This is a genomic window from Rhizobium centroccidentale (genome assembly GCF_030182565.1).
In the GTDB taxonomy this organism is placed as follows: Bacteria; Pseudomonadota; Alphaproteobacteria; order Rhizobiales; family Rhizobiaceae; genus Rhizobium.
The window spans coordinates 86,279-111,205 of record NZ_JAQJCG010000017.1 but is presented as its reverse complement, the minus strand read 5'-3'; the positions used below and the strand labels follow the sequence as shown (position 1 = coordinate 111,205).

At 60.6% G+C, this 24,927-nt stretch carries 25 protein-coding genes; 13 read left to right on the top strand and 12 right to left on the bottom strand.

Translation table 11 applies throughout. The features are described from left to right. Positions 1-28: 28 nt before the first annotated feature. A complete protein-coding gene (gene mutS, locus PH562_RS21475) occupies positions 29-2,686 on the bottom strand; it encodes a DNA mismatch repair protein MutS (protein WP_483315371.1) in 2,658 nt (885 codons plus the stop codon). 197 nt (positions 2,687-2,883) lie between these two features. On the opposite strand from mutS, the gene PH562_RS21470 reads away from it, so the two are divergent. Next, a complete protein-coding gene (locus tag PH562_RS21470; protein WP_285175530.1) occupies positions 2,884-5,172 on the top strand; it encodes an NADP-dependent malic enzyme in 2,289 nt (762 codons plus the stop codon). A gap of 77 nt (positions 5,173-5,249) precedes the next feature. Further along, positions 5,250-6,659 (top strand): adenylate/guanylate cyclase domain-containing protein, encoded by a 1,410-nt coding sequence (locus PH562_RS21465; RefSeq protein WP_285175529.1) that lies wholly within the window; start codon positions 5,250-5,252, stop codon positions 6,657-6,659. Between the two features lie 6 nt (positions 6,660-6,665). Here PH562_RS21465 and olsB read toward each other — a convergent pair whose 3' ends face one another. The 6 genes from olsB to PH562_RS21435 are packed head-to-tail and all read right to left on the bottom strand — an operon-like array spanning position 6,666 to position 12,637. Further along, positions 6,666-7,544 (bottom strand): l-ornithine N(alpha)-acyltransferase, encoded by an 879-nt coding sequence (gene olsB / locus PH562_RS21460; RefSeq protein ID WP_285175528.1) that lies wholly within the window; start codon positions 7,542-7,544, stop codon positions 6,666-6,668. After that, positions 7,477-7,755 (bottom strand): hypothetical protein, encoded by a 279-nt coding sequence (locus PH562_RS21455; RefSeq protein ID WP_146214373.1) that lies wholly within the window; start codon positions 7,753-7,755, stop codon positions 7,477-7,479. The genes olsB and PH562_RS21455 overlap by 68 nt, the downstream gene beginning before the upstream one ends. 20 nt (positions 7,756-7,775) lie before the next feature. Continuing rightward, positions 7,776-10,064, bottom strand: a complete 2,289-nt coding sequence (locus PH562_RS21450; RefSeq protein WP_285175527.1) for a hybrid sensor histidine kinase/response regulator — start codon at positions 10,062-10,064, stop codon at positions 7,776-7,778. A 55-nt stretch (positions 10,065-10,119) separates the two neighbouring features. After that, a complete protein-coding gene (lspA, locus tag PH562_RS21445; RefSeq protein ID WP_113231854.1) occupies positions 10,120-10,638 on the bottom strand; it encodes a signal peptidase II in 519 nt (172 codons plus the stop codon). Continuing rightward, positions 10,635-11,495 carry a TrmH family RNA methyltransferase gene (locus PH562_RS21440; protein ID WP_113231853.1) on the bottom strand — a complete coding sequence of 287 codons (861 nt, stop codon included), beginning with the start codon at positions 11,493-11,495 and terminating at the stop codon, positions 10,635-10,637. The genes lspA and PH562_RS21440 overlap by 4 nt, the downstream gene beginning before the upstream one ends. Beyond that, entirely contained in the window at positions 11,492-12,637 is a 1,146-nt protein-coding gene (locus PH562_RS21435; protein WP_483315370.1) for a class I SAM-dependent methyltransferase, read from the bottom strand. The genes PH562_RS21440 and PH562_RS21435 overlap by 4 nt, the downstream gene beginning before the upstream one ends. A 115-nt stretch (positions 12,638-12,752) precedes the next feature. On the opposite strand from PH562_RS21435, the gene PH562_RS21430 reads away from it, so the two are divergent. Both PH562_RS21430 and PH562_RS21425 read left to right on the top strand, forming a co-directional pair. Then, on the top strand, positions 12,753-13,205 hold the full coding sequence (locus PH562_RS21430; RefSeq protein ID WP_285175525.1) for an SRPBCC family protein: 453 nt from the start codon (positions 12,753-12,755) through the stop codon (positions 13,203-13,205). Between the two features lie 36 nt (positions 13,206-13,241). Next, the gene (locus PH562_RS21425; protein ID WP_285175524.1) at positions 13,242-13,700 is read left to right on the top strand and encodes a GNAT family N-acetyltransferase; all 459 of its coding nucleotides are present in this window, start codon (positions 13,242-13,244) and stop codon (positions 13,698-13,700) included. On the opposite strand, the gene PH562_RS21420 is transcribed toward PH562_RS21425, so the two are convergent. The 3 genes from PH562_RS21420 to sppA all read right to left on the bottom strand — a co-directional run bounded on the left by PH562_RS21420 (position 13,692) and on the right by sppA (position 15,483). Next, positions 13,692-14,024 carry a LapA family protein gene (locus PH562_RS21420; protein WP_069611376.1) on the bottom strand — a complete coding sequence of 111 codons (333 nt, stop codon included), beginning with the start codon at positions 14,022-14,024 and terminating at the stop codon, positions 13,692-13,694. The genes PH562_RS21425 and PH562_RS21420 overlap by 9 nt on opposite strands. Before the next feature lie 167 nt (positions 14,025-14,191). Then, positions 14,192-14,500 (bottom strand): integration host factor subunit beta, encoded by a 309-nt coding sequence (locus PH562_RS21415; protein WP_015338608.1) that lies wholly within the window; start codon positions 14,498-14,500, stop codon positions 14,192-14,194. A 26-nt stretch (positions 14,501-14,526) separates the two neighbouring features. Next, positions 14,527-15,483: a signal peptide peptidase SppA gene (sppA, locus tag PH562_RS21410; protein ID WP_113231849.1), complete on the bottom strand. Its 957-nt coding sequence runs from the start codon at positions 15,481-15,483 to the stop codon at positions 14,527-14,529. A 324-nt stretch (positions 15,484-15,807) separates the two neighbouring features. Between sppA and lptC the strand changes: the two genes are divergently transcribed. The 6 genes from lptC to ptsN all read left to right on the top strand — a co-directional run bounded on the left by lptC (position 15,808) and on the right by ptsN (position 21,103). After that, positions 15,808-16,494: an LPS export ABC transporter periplasmic protein LptC gene (lptC, locus tag PH562_RS21405; protein ID WP_113231848.1), complete on the top strand. Its 687-nt coding sequence runs from the start codon at positions 15,808-15,810 to the stop codon at positions 16,492-16,494. Continuing rightward, a complete protein-coding gene (locus PH562_RS21400; RefSeq protein ID WP_285175523.1) occupies positions 16,491-17,144 on the top strand; it encodes an LptA/OstA family protein in 654 nt (217 codons plus the stop codon). Before lptC ends, PH562_RS21400 begins: the two co-directional genes overlap by 4 nt. Positions 17,145-17,181: 37 nt before the next feature. Further along, entirely contained in the window at positions 17,182-17,970 is a 789-nt protein-coding gene (gene lptB, locus PH562_RS21395; RefSeq protein WP_183810779.1) for an LPS export ABC transporter ATP-binding protein, read from the top strand. 194 nt (positions 17,971-18,164) lie between these two features. Further along, positions 18,165-19,724 carry an RNA polymerase factor sigma-54 gene (rpoN, locus tag PH562_RS21390; protein WP_285175522.1) on the top strand — a complete coding sequence of 520 codons (1,560 nt, stop codon included), beginning with the start codon at positions 18,165-18,167 and terminating at the stop codon, positions 19,722-19,724. Between the two features lie 250 nt (positions 19,725-19,974). After that, entirely contained in the window at positions 19,975-20,550 is a 576-nt protein-coding gene (hpf, locus tag PH562_RS21385; protein ID WP_075855429.1) for a ribosome hibernation-promoting factor, HPF/YfiA family, read from the top strand. Positions 20,551-20,638: 88 nt separating this feature from the next. Then, the gene (gene ptsN / locus PH562_RS21380; RefSeq protein ID WP_015338601.1) at positions 20,639-21,103 is read left to right on the top strand and encodes a PTS IIA-like nitrogen regulatory protein PtsN; all 465 of its coding nucleotides are present in this window, start codon (positions 20,639-20,641) and stop codon (positions 21,101-21,103) included. A gap of 94 nt (positions 21,104-21,197) precedes the next feature. On the opposite strand, the gene grpE is transcribed toward ptsN, so the two are convergent. Next, positions 21,198-21,839 (bottom strand): nucleotide exchange factor GrpE, encoded by a 642-nt coding sequence (grpE, locus tag PH562_RS21375; RefSeq protein WP_113231845.1) that lies wholly within the window; start codon positions 21,837-21,839, stop codon positions 21,198-21,200. Positions 21,840-22,053: 214 nt separating this feature from the next. Between grpE and PH562_RS21370 the strand changes: the two genes are divergently transcribed. Beyond that, positions 22,054-22,488 carry a GFA family protein gene (locus PH562_RS21370; RefSeq protein ID WP_113231844.1) on the top strand — a complete coding sequence of 145 codons (435 nt, stop codon included), beginning with the start codon at positions 22,054-22,056 and terminating at the stop codon, positions 22,486-22,488. A gap of 23 nt (positions 22,489-22,511) precedes the next feature. On the opposite strand, the gene hrcA is transcribed toward PH562_RS21370, so the two are convergent. After that, the gene (gene hrcA / locus PH562_RS21365) at positions 22,512-23,600 is read right to left on the bottom strand and encodes a heat-inducible transcriptional repressor HrcA (RefSeq protein WP_113231843.1); all 1,089 of its coding nucleotides are present in this window, start codon (positions 23,598-23,600) and stop codon (positions 22,512-22,514) included. 172 nt (positions 23,601-23,772) lie between these two features. On the opposite strand from hrcA, the gene rph reads away from it, so the two are divergent. Then, positions 23,773-24,489: a ribonuclease PH gene (gene rph / locus PH562_RS21360; protein WP_285175521.1), complete on the top strand. Its 717-nt coding sequence runs from the start codon at positions 23,773-23,775 to the stop codon at positions 24,487-24,489. Between the two features lie 11 nt (positions 24,490-24,500). Next, positions 24,501-24,917 carry a VOC family protein gene (locus PH562_RS21355; protein WP_285175520.1) on the top strand — a complete coding sequence of 139 codons (417 nt, stop codon included), beginning with the start codon at positions 24,501-24,503 and terminating at the stop codon, positions 24,915-24,917. The last annotated feature ends 10 nt before the right edge of the window (positions 24,918-24,927 follow it).

Here is a 24,927-nt window from a genome sequence, read left to right as displayed (position 1 = left end):
CATATTGCCCTTGGAATATCGCCTGTGGTCAGCTGCTTTTGGTCAGCGTTTTCTTCAGTTCATAAAGCACGTCCAGAGCGGCGCGTGGCGTCAGATCGTCCAGATCCAGCGTTTTCAGCCGTTCCTCGACCTTGGACGGCTCGCGCCGGCCAACGGCCTCCTCTCGGCGGACGGCCACCTGGAAGAGAGGCAGATCATCGATGAGCTGGCTTGCCGGATTCTTGCGGTCGGCATCTTCGAGCCGCGTCAGGACATCGCGGGCGCGCGCCACCACGGACGCAGGAAGGCCGGCGAGACGCGCGACCTGAATGCCGTAGGAGCGATCGGCCGCGCCCGGCCCGACCTCATGCAGGAAGATGACGTCGCCATCCCATTCCTTGACACGCATGGTGGCATTGGAAAGCCGGCCGAGCTTCTCCGATAGCACGGTCAGCTCATGGAAATGCGTGGCGAAGAGACCGCGGCATCGGTTGGCTTCATGCAGATGCTCGACGGCAGCCCAGGCGATGGAAAGGCCATCGAAAGTCGCGGTGCCGCGACCGATCTCATCGAGGATGACAAGGGAGCGTTCCGTCGCCTGATTGAGGATCGCTGCCGTCTCGACCATCTCGACCATGAAGGTCGAACGGCCGCGGGCCAGATCGTCGGAAGCGCCGACGCGCGAGAACAGCCGGTCGACGATGCCGATATGAGCCGAAGCGGCCGGCACGAAGGAACCCATTTGCGCGAGAATGGCGATCAAAGCATTCTGGCGCAGGAAGGTGGACTTACCGCCCATGTTCGGGCCGGTCAGGAGCCAGATGGCGCCATCCTTGCCATCGGATTTCGGCGAAAGATCGCAATTGTTGGCGACGAAAGGTCCGCCTGCCTGACGGCGGAGCGCCTGCTCCACCACCGGATGGCGGCCGCCCTCGATGGCGAACATACGGCTGCCATCGACGATAGGCCGGCAATAGGCCTGCTCCTCGGCAAGCAGCGCGAGCCCAGCCGCGACATCGATCACCGACAGAGCGCGGGCGCCCGCCTTGATCGCCTCGGCAGCAGCCACCACAGCTGCGACCATGCGGTCGAAGGCCTCGAGCTCGATTGCCAGCGCCTTGTCGGCGGCATTGGCGATGCGGCTTTCGAGATCGGCAAGTTCGGTCGTGGTGAAGCGCATGGCGTTCGCCATGGTCTGGCGATGGATGAAGCGCGCCTTGGCCTCACTGGTGTCGGTCATCGGGCCGGCATTGCCGGCCGTGACTTCGATGAAGTAGCCGAGCACATTATTGTGCTTGATCTTCAGCGACTTGATGCCGGTTTCCTCGGCATATTGCAGCTGCAGGCCGGCGATGACGCGGCGTGATTGATCGCGCAATGCCCGCACTTCGTCCAACTCGGTATTCGCCCCTTCCCGCAGGAAACCGCCGTCCCGTTTCAGCAGGGGCAGCTCTTCGGCAAGCATGGCAGCCAGCATCGCCTCAAGATCGGCTGGCAAAGCTTTCAGCCCGGCCAATGCAGCGGCAAGCTCCTCCGGCAGCAGGGCGCCACCGAGAAGACGGGCAAGATCGGCGGCAGCGGCCAACCCCTGCCGGATCGCCGAGAGATCGCGCGGGCCGCCGCGATCGAGTGCCAAGCGCGACAGCGCGCGCGGCATGTCGGGCACATGCTTCAACGCCGAACGCAGATCGCTGCAGAGCGACGGCTCCTCGATCAGAAAACCGATCGAATCCAGCCGCTCGTTGATACGGGCGGGGTCGGTCAGCGGCGACATCAGCCGCTCGGCAAGAAGCCGGGCACCACCGCCGGTCACGGTGCGGTCGATCGTCTTCAACAGCGAACCGTTGCGGTCACCGGAGAGCGTGCGGACCAGTTCGAGATTGGCACGCGTGGCGGGATCGATGAAAAGTGTGGAAGCGCCGCTTTCACGCTCCGGCAGCCCCAGCGGGGGCCGCTCGGCGAGCTGGGTCTTCTCGACATAGGCAATCGCGGCTGCGGCGGCTGCTAGTTCGGCCCGCGTGAAGGTGCCGAAACCATCGAGCGTCGACACGCCGAAGTAACGGGTGATTCGCCCCTCAGCGCTGGCGCTGTCGAACAGCACGGCCGGCTGCGGGACCGCCGTGCGGCCGAGAATGTCGAAAACCGGCTTCAATTCCGGATCGTGGAACGTCGTATCCGGCAGGATCAGCTCTCGCGGATCGATGCGCAGGATATCGGCGAGCAGCCTTGACGCCTCCGTCTCGGCGAGGCGGAAGACGCCTGTGGAAATATCGATCCAGGCGAGCGCCAGCTGCGGCTCGGCACCACCGCGAATGCGTGTCAGAGCCATCAGATAGTTGGATTCCGAGGGCGAAAGCAGCTTCTCTTCGGTGATCGTGCCCGGTGTCACCAGACGCACGACATCGCGCCGCACCACGGACTTGCCGCCGCGCTTCTTGGCTTCCGCCGGATCTTCCACCTGCTCGCAGACGGCGACGCGGAAGCCAAGGGCGATCAGCTTTTGCAGATAATCGTCGGCTGCATGAACAGGCACGCCGCACATGGGGATATCCTGCCCCATGTGCTGGCCGCGCTTCGTCAGCGTGATGCCGAGCGCACGCGAGGCATCGACGGCATCTTCGAAGAACAATTCGTAGAAATCGCCCATGCGGTAGAACAGCAGCGAACCGGGATTGTTCGCCTTGATCTCGATATATTGCTCCATCATCGGAGTGGCCGAGGCGCGGCTTTCCTCCGAGGCAAGCTCGGCGGCCGAGAAAGCATCGATGCTGGCGTTAATACGTTCGTTCACGGAGGTGCAGTTTTTCCAAAAAAATGAGGTGCCACCCTATCCGCGCGCCGCTATAGAAGACAACAGCTATCGGGCAAGAGGGACCGGTCGCCCACAGGAGGTTTGGAGGAACTATGGCTGACAGCAAGAGCAAGTCGCGTCCGGGAACGGGGATTACCGATCAGGAAGCACTGGACTTCCACAAGAACGGCCGCCCCGGCAAGCTTGAGATCAACCCCACCAAGCCGATGGCGACACAACGCGATCTTTCCCTTGCCTATTCGCCCGGCGTCGCCGTTCCCGTCAAGGCGATCGCTGCCAATCCGGCTACCGCCTACGACTATACCTCGCGCGGCAACATGGTTGCCGTCATCTCCAACGGCACGGCCATTCTCGGCCTCGGCAATCTCGGCGCACTCGCCTCCAAACCGGTCATGGAAGGCAAATCGGTCCTCTTCAAGCGCTTTGCCGACGTCGATTCGATCGATCTCGAGATCGACACCGAGAATGTCGACGAATTCATCAATTGCGTGCGCTATCTCGGCCCTTCCTTCGGCGGCATCAATCTGGAAGATATCAAGGCACCTGACTGCTTCATCATCGAGCAGCGCCTGCGCGAGCTCATGGACATTCCGGTGTTCCATGACGACCAACACGGAACGGCCATCATCGCCGCCGCCGGGCTGATCAACGCGCTGGAGCTGACGGGCCGCGACCTGAAGACCACCAAGCTCGTCTGCAACGGCGCGGGCGCGGCCGCCATCGCCTGTATCGAATTGATCAAGTCGATGGGCTTCGCGCCAGAAAACATCGTCCTTTGCGACACCAAAGGCGTAATCTACCAGGGCCGCAGCGAAGGCATGAACCAGTGGAAGTCGGCACATGCGGTCAAGACCGAGAAGCGCACGCTGGCAGAAGCGATGAAGGGCGCCGACGTCGTCTTCGGCCTGTCTCAGAAGGATGCCTTCTCCGAAGAGATGATCCGCTCCATGGCCGACCGGCCGATCATCTTCGCCATGGCCAATCCCGATCCGGAAATCACGCCGGAGGAAGTCGCCCGCATCCGCGACGACGCCGTTATGGCGACGGGGCGCTCGGACTATCCGAACCAGGTCAACAACGTTCTCGGTTTTCCCTATATCTTCCGCGGCGCGCTCGACGTGCGCGCCACGACCATCAATGACGAGATGAAGATCGCCGCCGTCAACGCGCTGGCGAGCCTTGCGCGCGAAGACGTGCCCGACGATGTCGTCGCCGCCTATCAGGGTGCAAGGCCGCGCTTCGGCGCACAATATATCATTCCCGTGCCCTTCGACCCGCGGCTCATCTCGGCAATCCCGGTCGCCGTCGCAAAAGCCGCGATCGAGAGCGGCGTCGCGCGCCGCGAAATAGCAGATATGGCCGCCTATGCGCGCGAACTCTCGGCTCGGCGCGATCCGATCGCCTCGACGCTGGCGCAGCTGTACGAGCGTGTCCGCCGGCATCAGAAGCGCATCGTCTTTGCCGAGGCGGAAGAGGAGCAGGTCATGCGCGCCGCGCTCTCCTACGCCAATCAGGGGCTCGGCACTGCCATCCTGCTCGGCCGCGAGGATCTGATCGAGGCGACCGCCGAACGCGCCGGCATCGATCTCAACCGCCCAGGTCTCGAGATCGTCAATGCCCGCATCTCGAAGCGGGGCGACGCCTATATCGATTATCTCTATGCCCGGCTGCAGCGCCAGGGCTATCTGCATCGTGACGTGACGCGCCTGATCCACAACGACCGCAATCACTTTGCCGCCTGCATGGTGGCGCTGGGAGACGCGGACGGAATGGTGACGGGCGTGACGCGCAACTATTCGACCGCGCTCGGGGACGTGCGTCGCTGCATCGACGCCAAGCCGGGACACAGGGTCATCGGCATATCGATCGTGCTTGCGCGCGGTCGAACCGTCTTCGTTGCCGATACCGCCGTGCATGACATGCCGACCTCGGAAGAACTGGCCGATATCGCCGAGGAAGCTGCCGGCTTCGCACGGCGCATGGGCTATGAACCACGCGTCGCCATGCTCGCTTATTCCACCTTTGGCCACCCCCCGGGCGAACGCTCCGAGCGGGTGCGCGAAGCGGTTGATATTCTCGACAAGCGCTATGTCAATTTTGAATTCGACGGCGAAATGTCCGCCGATGTGGCGCTTGACCGCAAGCTTATGGAAAGCCTCTACCCCTTCTCGCGGCTTTCGGGGCCGGCAAATGTGCTCATTATGCCGGCTTTCCACTCCGCGGCGATCTCCACCAAGATGCTGCAGGAACTCGGTGGCTCCACGGTGATCGGGCCACTGCTCGTCGGCCTCGACAAGCCGGTGCAGATCACGTCGATGGGTGCCAAGGATTCCGATATCGTCAACATGGCCGCCATCGCCGCCTATGGCGCAGGTTCGTAATCACTACCCCCTAAAGACTGAGCCGGCGGCCGAACAAAGGTGATGGCTGCCGTATCAATTCGGTGTAAAATAGAGGGATGAGTGAAGCTCAGGTCCTGTTCGGAGTGCTGCGCCATTCAGCGCAGCCTGACATTGTCGATGCTATCGAGCGGCTCGTCCTTGAGGCACCCGACCGCAAGCTCAACCGTGTGAATGCACTCGCCTTCGCGGCTGCCCACGGCTTCAACGAAGAACAGACCATTAATGCCTTCCTGCACGCATCTCGCCTGGGCCTGTTCGAGATGTCGTGGAATGTTCTTTGCCCCGGCTGCGGCGGGGTATTGGATGCCAATACCTCGCTGAAAACCGTGCAAAGCGACACCTATAACTGTACGCTTTGCGCGGCCGGCTACGAACCGACGCTCGATGAGATGGTCGAAGTCACCTTCACCGTGAGTCCGCGCGTGCGCCACATCGAAGCGCATAATCCGCACGACCTGCCTCCGCTCGAATATTTCCGCCAGATCTATTGGGGTTCGGGCATCGACCTTCCCGAGGAGGGGTACGAAGAGAAAGTCGATCAATTCGTGCTGGAATCCCTGGAACTGCCGCCCGGCGAGAAAGCCGTCATATCGCTTCAATTGCAGGCGGAATTTACCATCATCTTCGAGCCCGTCACGCATGCAGCGCAATTCCTCGATGTGAAGGGTGAGCCATCGAAAGAGCGCCAAGCTCTTTCGCTCGTTTTCGACCGCATGCACCGCCACAGCGAAGCCATAGAATTGCGGCCCGGACCGTTGCGCATCCAGATGGAGAACCACACGAACCTTCGCGTGCTGCCATCGATCTGCGTGGCTAACGAAGCTCTTCACACGCTGCTCGGACAACGCCGGCCATTTCTGACCGCCAAGCACCTGCTTTCCAATCAGACCTTCCGCGACATCTATCGCACGGACACGATCGACATCGATCAGCGGCTGAAAATCACCAGCCTCACCTTTCTGTTCACCGATCTGCGCGGTTCGACGGAACTATACGAAAGGGTCGGCGATCTCGCGGCCTTCGATCTGGTCAAGACCCATTTCGGCATCCTGCACGAAATCGTAGCGGCGGAGGCGGGTGCCGTCGTCAAGACCATCGGCGATGCCGTCATGGCGACCTTCCCGACGCCGGACCGAGCGCTCACTGCGGCGATGCGGATGCGCGAGGCCATGCTGAGCCTCAACAACGAACGCGGCAACGACGATCTTCTTCTGAAAATCGGCATTCATGAGGGGCCGTGCATCGCCGTGAGCCTGAACGAACGGCAGGATTATTTCGGGCAGACAGTCAATATCGCATCCCGCGTCCAGCATCTCGCGACATCACGGGAGATCTTCGCCACCAGCTCGGTGCTCGATCATCCTCGGGCCGCCGAACTGATGACGAGGCGCGGCCTCACGCCGCAATCGCATCATGTCGCGCTGCGCGGCATCACCGATGCGATCGATATTTTTGCGATCCCTTGATAGTCCTCAGCTGGCAAAGCGACCGGCATCCGCTCCGTAGTAGTTCACGTAGCGGTTGGAGATGCTGGCAATCGGCAGCACGATCAGAACGTCCGTCGTGTTGAAGGCTTGATCGACGACGGCGGTCGAGCCGACCATGGCGCCAAGGCGCAGATAGCCCTTGATCAAGGGCGGCATCGCCATCAGCGCTTTTTTCGGATTGATGGCCTCGACCGGCATCAGGTCCATGGTCCGAGCGAGCGACGGCAGCGCGCCGACGGCCCAGTCATCCTTGGCGACAACATTGTGATAGAGAAAGGACAAGGCCAGCGCGTGCTGTTCCGGCAGGACACCAGGAAAGGAGGCGCAACCGATCATCGCGCCCATGCCGTGCTTCAGCGCATAGGCCCAATTGCCCTGCCACAGCAGCTCTACCGTGCGCTTATTGCGGTAATCCGGCAGCACGCAGGAGCGGCCGAGTTCCATGAAACGCTTGTCGGGATGACGGGCAAGCAGCGCGTCGATGTCGAATTCCGACGACGAATAGAAGCCGCCATTGGCCATGGCCACTTCCTGGCGCAGCAGGCGGTAGGTGCCGACGATCTGGTCTTCCGGATCGCCTTCGAGCGAGCGATCCAGCACCAGAAGATGGTCGCAAATGGCGTCCCAGCTATCGACGTCGCGTTGACGACGCATGGCGTCGGCCGGCAATTGCGCGTTCATCTCCTCGACGAAAACGCGGTAGCGTACGGCCTGAGCGGCATCGATTTCGCGCGCTGTGCGGGCAAGGCGCGTTTCGAGATTTCCGATGCGTCCGAGCACATCGCTGGCAACCGGTTCAACCGTTGCCTTTGAAGACTGAACCATTTCGCCCTGAGCTTCGCGATTCAAGATTTCGATGGACATGGCGATTCTCCCCCTGCGGGCCGATATAGCGCCATAAACCAAATTCGTGCGACAGGAAAGTGACACGCAGCTTGGTTAAAAGCAAGAAGCGTGCCCATTGCAATTTTTCGAATGGACGCGCCGTCCCCAATTTAGCGATGACAATTGCCGTAAGTTGAGCCATATCGCCGGCCTCTATCGGGCATTGATGAGCCGGCTTTGCAATTTTCATCCGCAGATCACGGATGATTTCTAGGCGCGTTCGAAGACCGACCTCGACAGGCCGCGTAACGCGGTCGTCAGCTTTTCGGGGTCGACCGGCTTGACGATGACGGCATCAGCCCCGGCCAGCAGTGCTTGGCGACGGATCGAATCGCGGCTGTCCGCGGTCAGCACAATGATCGGAAGCGGCGGCAGGCCATGCCTGCGCTCATGAGCGCGCAATTGCGCAAGCGCAGCCGCGCCCGTACCGCCCGGCATGTTGAAATCCGTCACCAGCACCTCCGGCCGCGCTTCGCCGTCTTCGGTGCGGGCTCGAAGACCGTCGAAATCCTCGACGAGGCGAACCCTGTGACCAGCCTTGGAGAGCATGGCCCGAACCAGCATCGCATTGACCGGGTCATCCTCGCCCAGCAGAATATCGAGCGGGCGGTCTTCCTCCGCCTCGGGCGTCGTTATGCCGATCTCCGAGACGGCCTCGATCAAGGCTTCGCGCCTTTCCATGCCGCGCATGCGGCCTCTGAGCACATCGATCAGCGATTGCTCGCGCAGCGGCCGGATGAGCCAGGCGTCGAAAAGGTCCAGCGGATGAGTGTTGCGCTCCTCGGGATTGACCAGGAAGATCTTGCGCAGTCTCGGCACCGCAAGCGCATTTCCCTCGCTGAAGTACCAGGGCGCCATGCGATGGTCGACGATGAGATCCGTCCAGACCCCGCCCTCGCCCATCGGGAAGGAAGGCAGCAAGTCATCCATGTCGCCCGGGCCGATCAGCCGGCAATGACCGCCAAGGGTCTGGATGGTTCGCATGATGGCCGCGCTTGCCGCACCTTCGGGAGCGAGCAGCAGGATACGGGATCCCCTGAGCATGGTATTGCGCCGGTCGTTTCCGTTCTCTCCGGCAACCAGGCCGACTGGGAAGGAGATGACGAACTCGCTGCCCTTACCGCGCTCGCTGGCGACGCTGAGCCCACCGCCGAATTCGCGCAGGATGCGGGCGGAGATTGCAAGGCCAAGGCCGGTGCCGGCGCTTCGTTCCACCGTGGTGCCGGCCTGCTCGAACTCCCCGAAGACGCGGGCCTGTTCTTCCTCGGTCATGCCGGGACCGCTGTCGCGCACCGATATCGTCAAATCCCGGCCGCTGAGGTCGACGCTGACAAGAACACCTCCGGTCTGGGTGAATTTCACCGCGTTGCCGATGACATTGAACAGGATCTGGCGCAACCGAGCGGGATCGAACTCCAAGTTCTCCGGAACATCGGCCGCAATGCTTGCAGCGATCTCTATGCCCTTTTCATGGGCGCGATGGGCGAGCATCTCGATGACGCCCTCCAGCAGCGGCCGTAAAGCCTCCGTACGCGGATGCAACTGAAAGCGACCGACTTCGATCGTGGAGAAATCGAGGAGATCTTCGACCAGCTGCACCAGTGCATGACCCGACTGGCGAATGCCGGTCAGGTAATTTGCCTGCTCCAAAGTCAACGGCGTCTGGGCGAGCAGATGGTTCATGCCGAGAATGCCCGACAGCGGCGTACGGATCTCATGGCTGACGGTGGCGAGCAGCCGCGATTTGGCGGCACTGTTGTATTCGGCCTTCAGCCGCGCATCTTCGCGCAGGCGGGCCGTCTGCCGCTCTTCGGTCACGTCGCGCGCGATGCTCTGTATGCGTAATTGCCCGGTCGCCGCATCGCGGAACATGACATCATGCCAGGCGAAGATGCGCCGGCCCTCGGGTGTCGCAATTTCCGCGTCCTGATGTTTCGCATCGGTGACGGCGCGGAATACGAGGCCAGCCTCCTCCAGCGTCAGGCCCTCGGGGTGCGACCTGCCGGTCAATCTGCTGAAGGTGGCGTTGGCATGCAGAATCCGGCGGTCGATGCTGCGCGTGACCGCGATGTCGCCAAGCGCATCATGGACGGTGGCAAGGAGGCTGGTGCTTTCCTTGTGCTCCCATAGGCGATCGTGATCGCTCTCGCTGAAATCGGCGGCGACAATCTCTGGCTCGCGCGCAGCGCCCCGGGTTTTGCCGATGCCGACGGCTGCGAGCGCAAGGGCAGCGAGGCCAAGAAAGCCTACAAGCAGCAGAGGACCTCCGGCAAAGCCGATCGCAAGAAAAGCGACCCCAGCCACAAGACCGCCGCCATTCAGCCAATGGCTTTGCAGCCACCAGGCTTGCGCAGGCAGCGCCGTGTGCTGGCCTGCCTCACGCGGCACGGTCGATTTTGCAAGCGACGATCCGTCGGCGACCGGCCCTTCGATCGGTCCCGTTTGGTCGTGAACTGCCGCCGCTGCAAGCTTTTCCTGCAAATCTGCCAGAGTGCTCATGCAGTCTGGCTAACATGGGCATTCTTCCCGATGCCTTCAGGGATTCGCTAGAATTTTAAGCTTTTGCCTTTTTCGGCATGAGAAGCTCGTCGAGAATGACGCAGCCCGCACCGACGGTGATGAAACTGTCGGCAAGATTGAAAACGGCGAAAGACCATGTCTGCGTATGGAACAGAATATAATCGATCACATGACCGTAGAGAAAGCGGTCGAGCAGATTGCCGAGTGCGCCGGCAATGATCAGGGCAAAGCCCGTATGCGCGAGCCAGCGATGATCGGGCGTGCGCCGCCAGAGCCACAGCACGAAGGCGACGATAACGAGGCGCATCCCGACGATGAACCAGCCGTCCATGCCCGAGAGCATCGAGAAGGCCACGCCGAGATTATAGGTGCGATAGAGCGCCAGCATCGGAATGACCGGCACCATCTCCTGCAGCGGCAGCCAGTTGTCGACCATGATCTTGATGGCCTGGTCGAGTATGACTGCAACGACGATAAAAATCAGTATCGGCAGGGGCCGTGAAAACAGGGCCGGCTTTGCAGTCCGCTGTTCGTGGGTCTCGCTCTCGGTCATCGGGTCTCGCTCAAGGTCAGGATATGGCGGCGGGCTTCGAACAGCATGACTGCCGTCGCGACCGCCAGATTGAGGCTGTCGGCGCGGCCGGCCTGCGGGATGCGGGCGAGCGCATCGGCCTCTTTCGCCAGGGCATCCGGCAAGCCGGACTGCTCGTTGCCCATTAGGATGACGACGGGCTTCTTTTTGTAATCGATGGTGCGATAGTCCACCGCGCCAGCCAGATGGGTGGCAACAACGGAAACCTCAGCCTTCTTCTTCCAGGCCAGAAACTCCTCCGGCGTCGCTTTGACGACGGGTACGGCAAAGACCGAGCCCATGGTGGCGCGTACGGTTTCCAGCGAAAAGGGATCGGTCGTCTCACCGACGAGGATGACGCCGGAAGCGCCGGCCGCATCGGCGGTGCGGATGATGGTGCCGAGATTGCCGGGATCGCGCACCCGGTCGAGCGCCACCCATGTTTCGCCCGTCTTCGGCTTGACGTCGCGAAGCTGTCGCCAGCGCTGCTCGAAGACGCCGACCACCATCTGCGGATTGTCGCGGCGGGTGATGGAGCCGATGACCTTTTCGCTGACCTCCAGGACCAGCCCGCCGGCCGCGACCGTCTTGGCGGCCACCTGTTCGACGAGAGGCTTGCCCTTGGCGGCCTTGGCATAAACAAGCGTGCGGATCGTCCAGCCGAGTTCGAGCGCGTCGATGACGAGCTTCAGGCCCTCCGCCAGGAAGGCGCCGCTTTCCTCACGGGATTTCTTGACCGTCAGCGCCTTGATGTCCTTGACGATCGGATTGGCAAGCGAGGTGACCTCCTTGACCTGTCCGACCTTGCGTGGGCCGTCATTGCGGAAATCCTGGTTCATTTCGGCACCCAGCGGCTGAAGAGAGAGGTGGAAAGCGCCCTGCCCGGCGTGCGGCCATCAAGGCCGGCTTCGCGGATCACGAGTTCGCCGGATTCGACCACGCCGCCGGCGCCGCGCATGGTCTCGCGCATCAGCTCATGGATCGAATAGAAGCTGGCGCGGATCGAATAGGCCGTCAGCACGAGGCCGAGCGCTTTCGGCGACAGGATTTCGCGGCAAATATCGAGCATCAGCGGCAGATGCTCGAACAGGTGCCAGACCTCGCCGTTCGGGCCACGGCCGAATTTCGGCGGGTCGGTGAGGATGATGTCGTATTTGTTGCCGCGCCGCTCTTCACGGAGGATGAACTTCATCGCATCCTCGCAGATCCAGCGGATCGGCAGTTTTTCCATGCGGCCCAAAGCCTGGTTTTCGCGCGCCCAGCCGATCGCCTTCTTCGAGGCGTCGACATGCGTCACTTCTGCGCCGGCTGCTGCCGCCACCAGCGACGCCACGCCGGTATAACCGAAGAGGTTCAGGACCTTCAACGGCCGTTTCGCCGCCTCGATCTGCTCCTTCATCCAGGCCCAGTGCACGATCTGCTCCGGAAAGACCCCGACATGCCGGAAGGCGGTGAAGCGGCCGAGGAAATCGACGCCGAGCAATTGCAGCGGCCAGGTCTCGCCGAGCGCTTCGCGCGGAAAGCGCCAGCGGCCCATGCCGTCCTCATCGGTATCGCCGGTGAAGATGGCATCGGCATTGTCCCAGACATGCGCGGCGAGCGACGGCGGCCATAGCGCCTGTGCTTCGGGCCGAACGATGCGATACGGTCCATACTGCTCGAGCTTGAGGCCGTTACCGCTGTCGATCAGGTGGAAATCGCCGGCACCGAGCGACTCGAGGATCACGGGCACACGCTCCGGCGGACGCTCACCGGTTCGGGCGATCAGCGGGCGTTCGGGCGCGGCGGCGGCAGGTCCTGCAGCACGCGGCTCGGCAACACGCTCGCCATGATCGCGCGGAGGCTTGGCATCACGCAAAGGCTTGGCTGGCCTTGAAGCATGCGCGGGCTTTGCCGACGGCTTGCCGGGCATATCACGCCGGGGTTTTGCCCCGAGACCGCCCGCACTTTTCTGGCCGGGCCGGCTTTCCCTATGTTTCACCATGCTTGTCTCAAAATTGATATGTGCGTGCAAATAGCATCTGGCCGCCACTTGGCAAAGCGCTTTCCGATCTGCGATGATCCATGCACAAAATGTCACATTGGGAGGATTGCGCATGGACATGACCGGCGAGGAGCGGATCGCAGCACCCAGGGACGCCGTATGGGCGGCGCTGAACGATCCGGAGATCCTCAAGCAATGTATTCCGGGCTGCCAAAGCCTGGAAAAGGTCTCACCGACGGAACTGACCGCGACCGTAAAGCTGAAGATCGGCCCGGTTTCGGCTTCCTTCAATGGCGAGGTCAAGCTTTCCAACATCAATGCGCCGGAAAGCTATACGATCTCGGGCGAAGGAAAGGGCGGCATTGCCGGCTTTGCCAAGGGCGGCGCGGACGTCATATTGAAGGAAGACGGCAACGAAACGATCCTGCAATATGAGGCGAAGGCGCAGGTCGGCGGCAAGATTGCGCAGCTCGGCTCCCGCCTGGTCGATTCCAGCGCCAAAAAGCTGGCGCAGCAGTTTTTCGCCGATTTCACCGCTGCCATCAACGGCCAGGCAAACGCCTGATTGCCGGGGGAATATTTCCGCCCCATATAGTCGATCATGACATCGAAATTCGAGACCTGGGCCATTCGGCCTGCACGCGAACAGGATATGCAGCAGCTTGCGGAGATCTATCTCCGCGTCCGTCGCGAAACGTTCCTATGGGTCGATCCAGGCCATTTCACCCTCGAGGATTTCGCCATTCATACCAATGGCGAACGCCTGTTCGTCTGCGAGGACGAGCATGGTGCGATTGTCGGCTTTGCCGCGATCTGGGAGCCGGATGACTTCATCCATATGCTTTATGTGCTGCCGGCCTTCCAGGGCCGCGGTGCCGGCAAGGCACTGCTTACCAGCCTGCCGGATTGGCCTCGGCGCCGCTATCGGCTGAAATGCCTGGTCAAAAACATCCGCGCCATGGCCTTCTATAGGGAACTCGGCTTCGAGATCATCGGCGACGGCGCCTCGCCGGAGGGCGATTATAAAGAGATGCGGCTCGCCGACCTCACGTCACTTTGATGGCAGCTGCCCGGCGATTTCTTCGGCGCGCGTGCGATGCTTATCGGCTTCGGCCTGCCAGCGCACCGCTTCCCGCGATTGATTGCGGGCACGTTTGCGATGTTTTCCCTGATTGAACCAAGTGACCGCGGCCCCGACGATCATACCGAGGATCAGCGCTACAAACAGCAAAACGAACAGGGGCGCATTCAGCGACAGCACCTGATCTTCCGGTCGGAACGGATTGAGGGCCAATGTCACGGATTGCCTATTGGCAACGCAAAATATGATGAGAATGATGCCGAGAGGCAGCAATATCAGCAGATTGACAATCTTTTTGGCCATCGCGCAGCTCCTTTGTCCGCGGCCATGAGTGCCACGCACCCAAGCCGCCTTCAGCCGCAGAATAGAAAAGAGGCGGCTGAATTCAAGTGCCACCGCGTCGCGGCACAATCATGTCCGACGACTATTTCCGTCGGCGCATCGGGGGAAACTCGGCCGGAATGGCCCGATCAGTTGTCGTCTTCCTCGTCGTCGCCGGCGCCGGGATTCAGGCGCTCGCGCAATTCCTTGCCCGTCTTGAAGAAGGGAACCCATTTTTCTTCGACGAAGACCGTATCCCCCGTGCGCGGGTTGCGACCAGAGCGCGAAGGCCGGTTCTTGACGGAAAAAGCGCCGAAACCGCGAAGCTCAACCCGGTTTCCCGCAGCGAGTGCATCGGTGATCTCATCCAAGACAGCATTGACGATATTTTCGACATCGCGGTGATAGAGATGCGGGTTGCGGGCGGCAACAATCTGCACCAGTTCCGACTTGATCACAGCTATCCCCTTAAATCATTGATTTATCAATTGGCTGCACCCTGCCAAACAGAAAGCAGGCCGTCAAGAAACAACTTATCGGTCATGATTTTCTGGAGACTCTCTCCTTTAATAAAATCATCATAACCGAGACGATTTAGCAACCAGGAAGCGGCACCCGGCCAAAAGAAGGATGAAGTTTTGTCTTCCGGCTTCCAATCGACGATCGGCAGGTCCTTTTTGACCTTGCGTGTTTCGAGATAGGCAAGGATTTCATCCTCGCCGCCGAGCGTGTCGATCAGCTTGTTCTGCAGCGCCTGACGGCCGGTGAAAATGCTGCCGTCGGCAAGCTTCAGCACCTCGTCGCGCGAAAGCTTGCGACGCTCCGCCACCAGATCGACGAACCAGCCATAGCTGTCCATGACCATGCTGCGGATCATGTTCTTGGCGTCTTCGCTTGCGGGATGGAACGGCGAGGGTTCGGCCTTCAATGGCGCCGACTTGATCTCGTCCAGCGAAACGCCGACCTTGTCGAGCAGGTCCTTGACCTGCGGATACTGGAAGATGACGCCGATCGACCCGGTAATGGAGGTATCGCCCGCAACGATATCGTCGCCGGCTGTCGCGATCATGTAGCCGGCCGAGGCAGCGACGGTGCGGATGTCCGATACGACCGGCTTCTTGGCGGCCACGGCGCGGATCGCCTTGAAGATGCGCTCGCCGCCATAGGTCGTTCCGCCCGTCGACGAGATCGAGACGATCAACGCTTTGACCTGGTCATTGTCGCGGATCTTCTTCAGCCGCTCCAGCAGCTCCGTATCGTCCTGGATGAGCCCGGAAATCTTGACGCGGGCGATCTGCGGACCGCGCGCATCCGGTAGATCGGCGGAGACGAAGCGATAAAACGCAAAGCCCAATGCCACAAGGAGCAAAACGGCAACAATGCGCCAGAAACCGAGCTTGCGGCGCAATTGTCGCCGATCCGCGATTGCAGAACTGTCCATCACGCCTTATTTCTCCCTGCAACAAATTGAAAGCGCTACAAACCGGATGTATGACACCTTGAAACGGGCACAATCCTTAGAGAAAAGCGTTTCCCGTTTTCGATGTCGTCGGCGGGACGTCGCTCTGTCGTTCATCAGATAGGACATCGCCCGAGCTGATGAAACCGGCCTATGGCATATTTTTCTGCTAAAATTCGCCCACAGCAGGAAAAAATCCATATTGGCAAGCCAGTGCAATAATGCGAAACGATCCGATAGGCTTTTTGGCACAGCCTCGCATAGCGTGAATGCGGTTCTCCGGATCATAGAAGACGGACCTGTTGCATGCTCAACACGATCGAGTCCCCCGGCGAGGCAATACGCTCGGTGCCGGAACGGAACGCGTATAAAGACGCGATTTTCCACTCTAACCGCGTAAAGCGGCTCAGGGTGCTGCTGCCGCTTGCCGCCGTCATCATTTCGCTCCTCTTCATTGCGGTCTCTGTCATCCGCGCCTATCTGCCGGCAAATATCCAGATCGAGGGCGCCAAGATCGAGGATGGCAAGGTCGTCATGGAACGCCCCGCCATTGCCGGCCGCAACAAGGACGGTATCAACTACTCGCTGCTTGCCGAAAAAGCGCTTCAGGATATCAAGAATCCCAACATGATCACGCTCAAGACCATCAAGGCATCCATGCCGGTCAATACCGACGTGATCGCCCATGTTACGGCCGCGAGCGCGGATTTCGACCGCCAGGCCGATACACTGAAGCTGACCGAACCCTTTACCATCCTGATGGACAATGGGCTGCACGCCGAATTCAAGACTGCCTTCCTGGATGTGAAGAAGGGTGACCTTTCCAGCCAGGACGAGGTTGCCATCACCCGCGGTGGTATGTCGGTTGTTGCGCGTTCGCTCAAGATGACGGATAAGGGAAGCGTAATCGAATTCGACGGGCAGGTTCGGATGAACATCGAACCTGCCGCTCTCCATAATTCAGATAGCCAACAGAAGCCGGGCGGTTCATGATAAAGTATTGGCCTAATTCAATTTTCAATTCCGGCTTGCGCAAGGCCGGCCTTTTCTGCGCTTTTGGCGCAGTCGCCTTCTTTGCAGCCGGGAACGCCGGCGCGCAGTCGACGACCAGCTCGATGCCGGGTCTGGCCCTCTCCAAGGATCAGCCGATCCAGATCGAAAGCGACAAGCTCGAGATCCATGATCAGGAAAGCCAGGCCGTCTTTACCGGCAACGTCAAGGTGGTCCAGGGCACCACGACCATGCAGGCCGGCAAGATGACGGTCTTCTACAAGAAGAAGCAGGCAGGGGATGCCAAGCAGCCCGACAATCCGGTCGCCAAGGCTGCCAAGGAGCAGAACCAGTCGCTCGTGTCGGGCGATGCCAACATCGACCACATTCTGGTCACCGACAAGGTCTACCTCGTTTCCGGGACGCAGACGGCGACGGCGGAGGACGGCTCCTTCGACATGGCCAACCAGCTTGCGATCCTCAAGGGCAAGAAGGTGGTTCTGACCGACGGACCGAATGTTTTTACTGGCTGCCAGCTCACCGTGCATATGGCGACGGGTGAAGCGCAGCTGGATTCCTGTGGCGGTCGCGTCCAGATTCAGCTCGATCCGAAGTCGCAGCAAGTGCAGCAACAACAACAAAAGAAAAACTGATACCGGCCCCCTCGTGACGACATCGACCACTTCCACCCTGCCCGGCGTGCCCGGGCCGTCTTCTGCGGCATCCAGCGCACCGACCGCGGACAAGGCACGCTATAAGGGCACGCTGATCGCCCGTGGCCTCACCAAGACCTACCGGACGCGACGTGTCGTCAACGGTGTTTCGTTGGTGGTGCGTCGCGGCGAGGCAGTCGGACTGCTCGGGCCGAACGGCGCCGGCAAGACGACCTGTTTCTACATGATCACCGGGCTGGTGCCGGTCGATGAAGGCACGATCGAGATCGACGGCAACAACGTCACGTCGATGCCGATGTACCGCCGTGCGCGGCTCGGCGTCGGCTACCTGCCGCAGGAGGCCTCGATCTTCCGCGGCCTGACCGTGGAAGAAAACATCCGCGCCGTGCTCGAAGTCCACGAAAGGGACAAGACGAAGCGGGAGCGCAAGATCGACGAATTGCTGGAGGAGTTCCACATTCGCAATCTGCGCAGCGTGCCGGCGATCGCGCTTTCGGGCGGCGAGCGGCGACGCCTGGAAATCGCCCGCGCGCTGGCGACGGATCCGACCTTCATGCTGCTCGACGAACCTTTTGCCGGTGTCGACCCGATTTCGGTCGCCGACATTCAGAACCTCGTGCATCACCTGACGGCACGCGGGATCGGCGTCTTGATCACGGACCACAATGTCCGCGAGACACTCGGCCTGATCGACCGCGCCTACATCATCCATGCCGGCGAGGTGCTCACTCACGGCAGGGCAAACGATATCGTCAGCAATCCCGAAGTACGCAAGCTGTATCTGGGTGACAATTTCAGCCTGTGATAGGCTGAAATTACACCGCTTGATCTGCTAATATTATCGAAAGCAGCCGCGCGCCGGAAATTTACTTCCGCTCCACAGTTCCACTTGACCAAATCCAATAAAAAAGCAATTTTTGGGCCAGTTGGAATTTCGCGAGAATTTTAGTGATAAAGGCGCGGATTCCCGAGGAGTTCAAGGGGAGTCCCGCGTCCGCTATGGCACTATCGGCCAATCTTTTCCTGCGCCAAAGCCAGAGCCTGGTGATGACACCGCAACTGATGCAATCCATCCAGTTGCTGCAGATGACCCATTTCGAGCTTACGCAATTCATCGCGCAGGAAGTCGAAAAGAATCCGCTGCTGGAATTTGCGTCAAATGACGAGGATATAGGCAGGGGCGGCGATCGCGAGGCCAAGGACGAACGCTTCGAGACCATGGAAGAAGCCCATGGCGAGGATGGTTCCGAACGCAATGCCGGCGATCTGGCGAGCGATTGGTACGAGAGCGATAATACTGGCAACGCCAACCGGCTGAGCGACGAGCTCGACACCAATTTCCGCGACGTCTTTCCCGATGACGGCAACCCGCAGCGCGCCGATGCGCCGGAGCTGCTCAGCCAGTGGAAATCCATGCCTGGCGGCGAGGCCGGCGAAGGCTACGATCTGGACGATTTCGTCGCAGGCCAGGTGTCGCTGCGCGATCACCTCAACGAGCAAATCCCCTTCTCGCTTCCCGCCATGGGCGACCGGCTGATCGCCCAGCATCTCGTCGACCAGCTCGACGACTGTGGCTATCTGCGCGGTGAACTCGGTGAGACGGCCGAACGCCTCGGTGCGACGCTTGCCGACGTCGAGCGCGTGCTGGAGGCCCTACAGCAACTCGATCCGCCGGGCGTCTTTGCCCGCTCCCTCAGCGAATGCCTGGCAATCCAGCTCCGACAGAAGGATCGCTTCGATCCCGCCATGGAGCGGCTGATCGAAAATCTCGAGCTGCTTGCCCGCCGCGATTTCGCCACGCTGAAGCGGCTCTGCGGCGTCGATGAGGAAGACCTGCTCGACATGATGGCGGAAATCCGCCAGCTCAACCCCAAGCCCGGCAGCGGCTTCGAGACAGAGATATCGGAGGCGATCATGCCCGATATCGTCGTGCGACCCGCCGCGGACGGGAGCTGGCTAGTAGAACTCAACCCCGATGCGCTGCCGCGGGTATTGGTGAGCCAGTCCTATTTCGCCTCCGTTTCCAAGACCAGCCAGGACCATGCCTTCCTGTCGGAATGCCTGCAGAACGCCAATTGGCTGACCCGCAGCCTGGACCAGCGCGCCAAGACGATCATGAAGGTGGCAAGCGAGATCGTGCGGCAACAGGACGCATTCCTGCTGCATGGCGTCGACCATCTGCGGCCGCTTAATCTGAAAACCGTGGCGGACGCCATCAAAATGCATGAATCGACGGTTAGCCGCGTGACCTCGAACAAGTATATGCTGACGCCGCGCGGGCTGTTCGAGCTCAAATATTTCTTCACGGTTTCGATTGGCGCCGTCGAGGGTGGAGACAGCCATTCCGCCGAGGCCGTTCGCCATAAGATCCGCCTGCTGATCAACAGCGAGAGCCCGGATGCGGTCCTCTCCGACGACGATATCGTCGATACGCTGAAGAAGGGCGGGATAGAGTTAGCTCGCCGCACGGTTGCAAAGTACCGCGAAGCCATGAACATCCCCTCTTCGGTGCAACGGCGCCGGGAGAAGCGGGCTCTAGCCAAAGTTTCTGGTTTCTGACGGCCGGCGCCCTTCAACCACAGGATGCTAAACTCCTAACGGTCCGTTAAGATGCAGTTGACTTTCGTATGAGGCAGGGCTAGAAGCCCGCCGCAATCGCTGCAGGACAGCACGACCATGAAACTTATCCCCACCATCCAAAAGGCGGTCGATATACGCAATTTGCCTTTGACTGCGTGAAGTGCTTGGATGAGCTTGAGGCTTGGCGTAAACTGATACGCGCAATAACCACTACAAGAAGGGAAACTCCATGAGTGTGCGTGTCTCCGGTAAACATATGGAAATTGGCGACTCCTTCCGTCAGCGGATTGAGGACCAGATCGGTATGGCCGTGACCAAATACTTCGACGGGGGGTATTCAGGTCAGGTAACTGTACACAAGTCCAGCTCGCGCTTCGCGGCCGATTGCAAGCTTCACCTCGATAGCGGTGTCGTGTTGCATGCTGCCGGCGAAGCCATGGACCCGCAGCTTGCTTTCGACGCTGCGTCCGAGCGCATCGAAAAGCGCCTGCGCCGTTACAAACGCAAACTCAAGGACCATCAGGCTGGCAACCATGTGAACGGTCAGGCGGAAGTTGCCTATACCGTCATGGACGGCGTTCCCGATGACGACGAGGAGATTCCTGCCGACTTCGCGCCGGCGATCGTCGCAGAGAGCACGAAACAATTGAAGACCATGTCCGTGGCGACCGCCGTGATGGCGCTCGATATGACCGACGAGCCGCTGCTGCTCTTCCGCAGCCCCGGCAACGAACACTTGAACATCGTCTACCGCCGTCAGGACGGCAACATTGGCTGGATCGACGCAGCCAATATCAAAGGCTGAGAATAGAAGATAAGCGGCGGCTGCGCATCATCGCAGCTGGCCGCCGCTTGCCCGTCATCGGTTCTCGGCGACACGAAGGATAAAGAGAATGGCATTGGCAGATTTGCTACAGCAAGATGCGATCATCCCCGCCTTGAAGGCAAATTCCAAAAAACAACTGCTTCAGGAGCTGGCCGCCAAAGCCTCCAAGCTCACCGGACTGCCCGAGCGCGAAATCTTCGACGTCGTGCTGCAGCGCGAACGCCTGGGCTCCACCGGCGTCGGAAACGGCATCGCCATTCCGCACGGCAAGCTTGCCAGCATCAAGTCCATCGCCGGCATTTTCGCGCGCCTTGAAGCGCCTGTCGATTTCGAGGCTCTGGACGACCAGCCCGTCGATCTCGTCTTCCTGCTGCTCGCACCCGAAGGTGCCGGTGCAGACCACCTGAAGGCGCTCTCGCGCATCGCCCGCGTCCTGCGCGACCAGGATCTCGTCGCCAAGCTCCGCGCCACCGATTCCGCCTCAGCCATCTACGCCTTCCTCAACGAGGAGCAGGCATCCAACGCTGCCTAACCGCTTGAATTGCACCGGACCAAGGCAAAAATAAGAGCCGGATGATCCGAGATCGTCCGGCTCTCTTCTTTTATTGGCGTTGCCCGAAAGAGGATCAGGCGTCTTTCTCGTCCAGGGGGCTGTTGGCGCCCTGCTCGGCATTTTCCACGATCTTCGGGCCGCCCTTGGCAACGCCGACCATGGCCGGGCGCAGAACGCGGTCGCCGATGGCGAAACCTGCCTGCACGACCTGAACGACCGTGTTGTTCGGCACCTCAGGATTGGGCACTTCGAACATGGCCTGGTGGAAATTGGGGTCGAACTTCTGTCCGATCGGTTCGAGCTGGCGCACGCCGTGACGCTCGAGAGCCGACAGCATCGAACGCTCGGTCATCTCGACACCTTCGATCAGCGTCTTAAGGCCGACATCGGCACCGGCGCGTGCTTCAGCAGGAATGGCATCCAGCGTGCGGCGCAGATTGTCTGCCACCGAGAGCATGTCGCGGGCGAAGCTTGCCACGGAATAGGACTTTGCGTCCTTCACATCGCGCTCGGTGCGGCGACGGAGGTTGTCCATCTCGGCAGCGAGGCGAAGGTAGCGATCACGCAGTTCGCCGTTCTCGGCCTTCAGCAGCTCAACCGGATCTGGCTGCGACGGCTCAGCCGCATCAATGGTTTCCGCTGCATCCTGCGCGAAATCCGCTGACGTGTCAGCCGCCGTGGCGTCAGGTCCGGTTTTTGTTGTTTCGTCGGTCATGACGGTCTCCGAATTGCTTGGTCTTTGGATGTGCCCGATATCGAGGTTTGGCCGGAAAAAATCAAGGCTTTGTCGAGAAGAACAGCCAATTTGCGGCTTTGCGACGGCGGTAATACCTCTCCCTGCTCATGGCTGCCGCTTGTGACATCGACTGTTCAGCCCTCCTCGCCGGTGGTATTCTGAAAGGCATCTCAGCACAGCGGGGGTGACATCAATGTCTAATGGCAAATCCCTTTCAGGCAAGTGTTTCTGTGGCGCGGTGGAAATCGCAGTCGATGGCGAGCCAATGGCGATGGGTTACTGTCATTGTGACTCCTGCCGGGAATGGTCGGCAGGGCCGGTCAATGCCTTCTCGCTCTGGCCGCCGGAAGCCGTGCACGTCACCAAAGGCACGGACAAAATCGGCAGCTACCAGAAGACCGAGAAGAGCGTGCGCAAGTGGTGTACGGTCTGCGGCGGCCATCTTCTGACGGAACATCCGCCGTGGGGCGTGACCGATGTCTACGCGGCCGTCCTTCCCGGCCTCGATTTTCAGCCGGGCGTGCATGTCAACTACGAGACGACGGTGCTGCATCTGAAGGACGGGCTGCCGAAGCAGAAGGATTTACCAGCCGAAATGGGCGGATCGGGAACTTTGCTTCCCGATTGACGGTTATCGTCAGATCGCTTTTCTCACATTCCAGGCCGCGACAGTCTGGAGATCAGTTGCGCGGTATAATCGACCATTGGCACGATGCGGGCGTAGTTCAGCCGCGTCGGGCCGATAACGCCGACAGCACCGACGATGCGATCATCATCATCGCGATAGGGCGCAACGATCAACGAAGAGCCGGACAGCGAGAAGAGCTTGTTTTCCGAGCCGATGAAGATGCGCACACCCGGTCCGCTTTCGGCGAGATTGAGAATCTCGATCAGGCTGTCCTTCTTCTCGAGATCGTCAAAAAGCAGGCGCAGACGATCCAGATCCTCCGCACCACCGATTTCGGCAAGCAGGTTGGAATGGCCGCGCACGATGAGCTGCGTCGGCTTGCCGTCGTCTTCGCCGCCGGACCAGACGGCGATGCCGCGCTCTACCAGTTGATGCGACAGGCTGTCCAGCTCCTGGCGCACGCTTTCCTTGAGGCTCTGCAACTGCCGCCGCAACTCCGGCATCGTCTGGCCGGTCATATGGGCGTTGAGGAAGTTGGCAGCTTCCATGAGCTGCGACGAGGTCGTCCCGGCCGGTAGTTCGATGATGCGGTTTTCGACCTGATCGTGCTCGCCGACGAGCACGGCGAGCGCCTTGGTCGGCTCCAGCCGGATGAATTCCACATGCTTGAGAACGGGATCGCTCTTGGAGGTGATGACGAGACCGGCGCCGCGCGAAATGCCCGACAGCACCCGGCTTGCCTCCGACATCATCGATTCCACCGGCTGATCGCGATTGCTGCCGCGCACCTGCCGGTCGATACTGGCGCGGTCCTCGGCAGAGAGATCGCCGACCTGCATAAAGGCATCGACGAAGAAGCGCAGCCCCACCTGGGTCGGCAATCGCCCGGCGCTGACATGCGGCGAATAGATGAGCCCCAGCTCTTCCAGATCGCTCATGACATTGCGCACGGAAGCCGGCGACAGCGACATGGGCAATAGCCGCGAGAGGTTGCGCGAACCCAGCGGCTCACCGTTTTCAAGATAGCCTTCGACGATGCGACGGAAGATTTCCTTGGAGCGTTCGTCCAGTGCAGCAATGACATCCGAGACCGACGATGTCGTGAATACCATTTCGCTGTCAGATCCATTCCGTTGAGCCTTAGGCAAAATATAATCATTCAGTTAGCAATGGCAAAAGGGAAAAATGTCGCCAAGGCTGCCGAGGGGCTTTGCAGCCTGCTTTTCCTTTGCAAAAGCGGCCTGTGGGTCGTAGAAGCGGTCAACGAACATTCAGGAGAGTGGAATGCGGCCTTCAGGCAGAAAAACCGACCAGATGCGCAAGGTGTCATTCGAGCGCAATTTTTCCAAGCATGCGGAAGGCTCCTGCCTGGTGAAATTCGGCGATACGCATGTGCTCTGCACGGCAAGCCTGGAAGACAAGACGCCGCCATGGCTGCGCAACAGCGGCAAGGGCTGGGTCACGGCCGAATACGGCATGCTGCCGCGCGCGACCGGCGAGCGCATGAAGCGCGAAGCCGCTGCCGGCAAGCAGGGCGGCCGCACACAGGAAATCCAGCGCCTCATCGGCCGGTCGCTGCGCGCTGTCGTCGATCTCAAGGAGCTCGGCGAGCGCCAGATCACCGTCGACTGCGACGTCATCCAGGCGGATGGCGGCACGCGCACGGCGTCGATCACTGGCGGCTGGATCGCGCTTTACGACTGCCTGAAGTGGATGGAAAGCCGCAACATGGTGAAGGTCGAGCGCGTGCTGAAGGATCACATCGCCGCTATCTCCTGCGGCATCTTCGCCGGTCAGCCTGTCATCGATCTCGACTATCTTGAAGATTCCTCGGCCGAGACCGACGCCAATTTCGTCATGACGGGCAAAGGCGGCATCGTCGAGATCCAGGGAACGGCTGAAGGCGCGCCCTTCAGCGAAGAGGAATTCGCCACGCTGATGCATCTGGCCAAGAACGGCATTGCCGAACTGGTGGAGCTGCAGAAGCAGGCTATCGCCTGAGGATATTTTGAATGGCTGACCCGGCCCCCGCAGGCGTCCTTGAAACCGCACTCTATGCGGACGATCTCGATGCAGCCGAGGCCTTCTATGGCGGCATACTCGGATTGCAGAAGATCTCGCGCGGCGGCAACCGTCATGTCTTCTATCGCTGCGGACCGGGCGTATTGCTGATCTTCAACAGCGAAGAAACGGTCAAGGCGCATGAGCCGGGTTCCCTGCCCGTGCCGCCGCATGGGACCAAGGGGCATGGTCACGTCTGCTTCCGCGTCGATGGCAATGATATCGAGGCCATGGCCGAAAGGCTGAAGGCGGCCGGTGTCGATATCGAAGCCGATTTTCACTGGCCGAATGGCGGCCGTTCGATCTATTTCCGCGATCCGGCCGGCAACAGCCTGGAATGCGCCGAACCCCGCATCTGGGGCCTATGACAGGACAGCA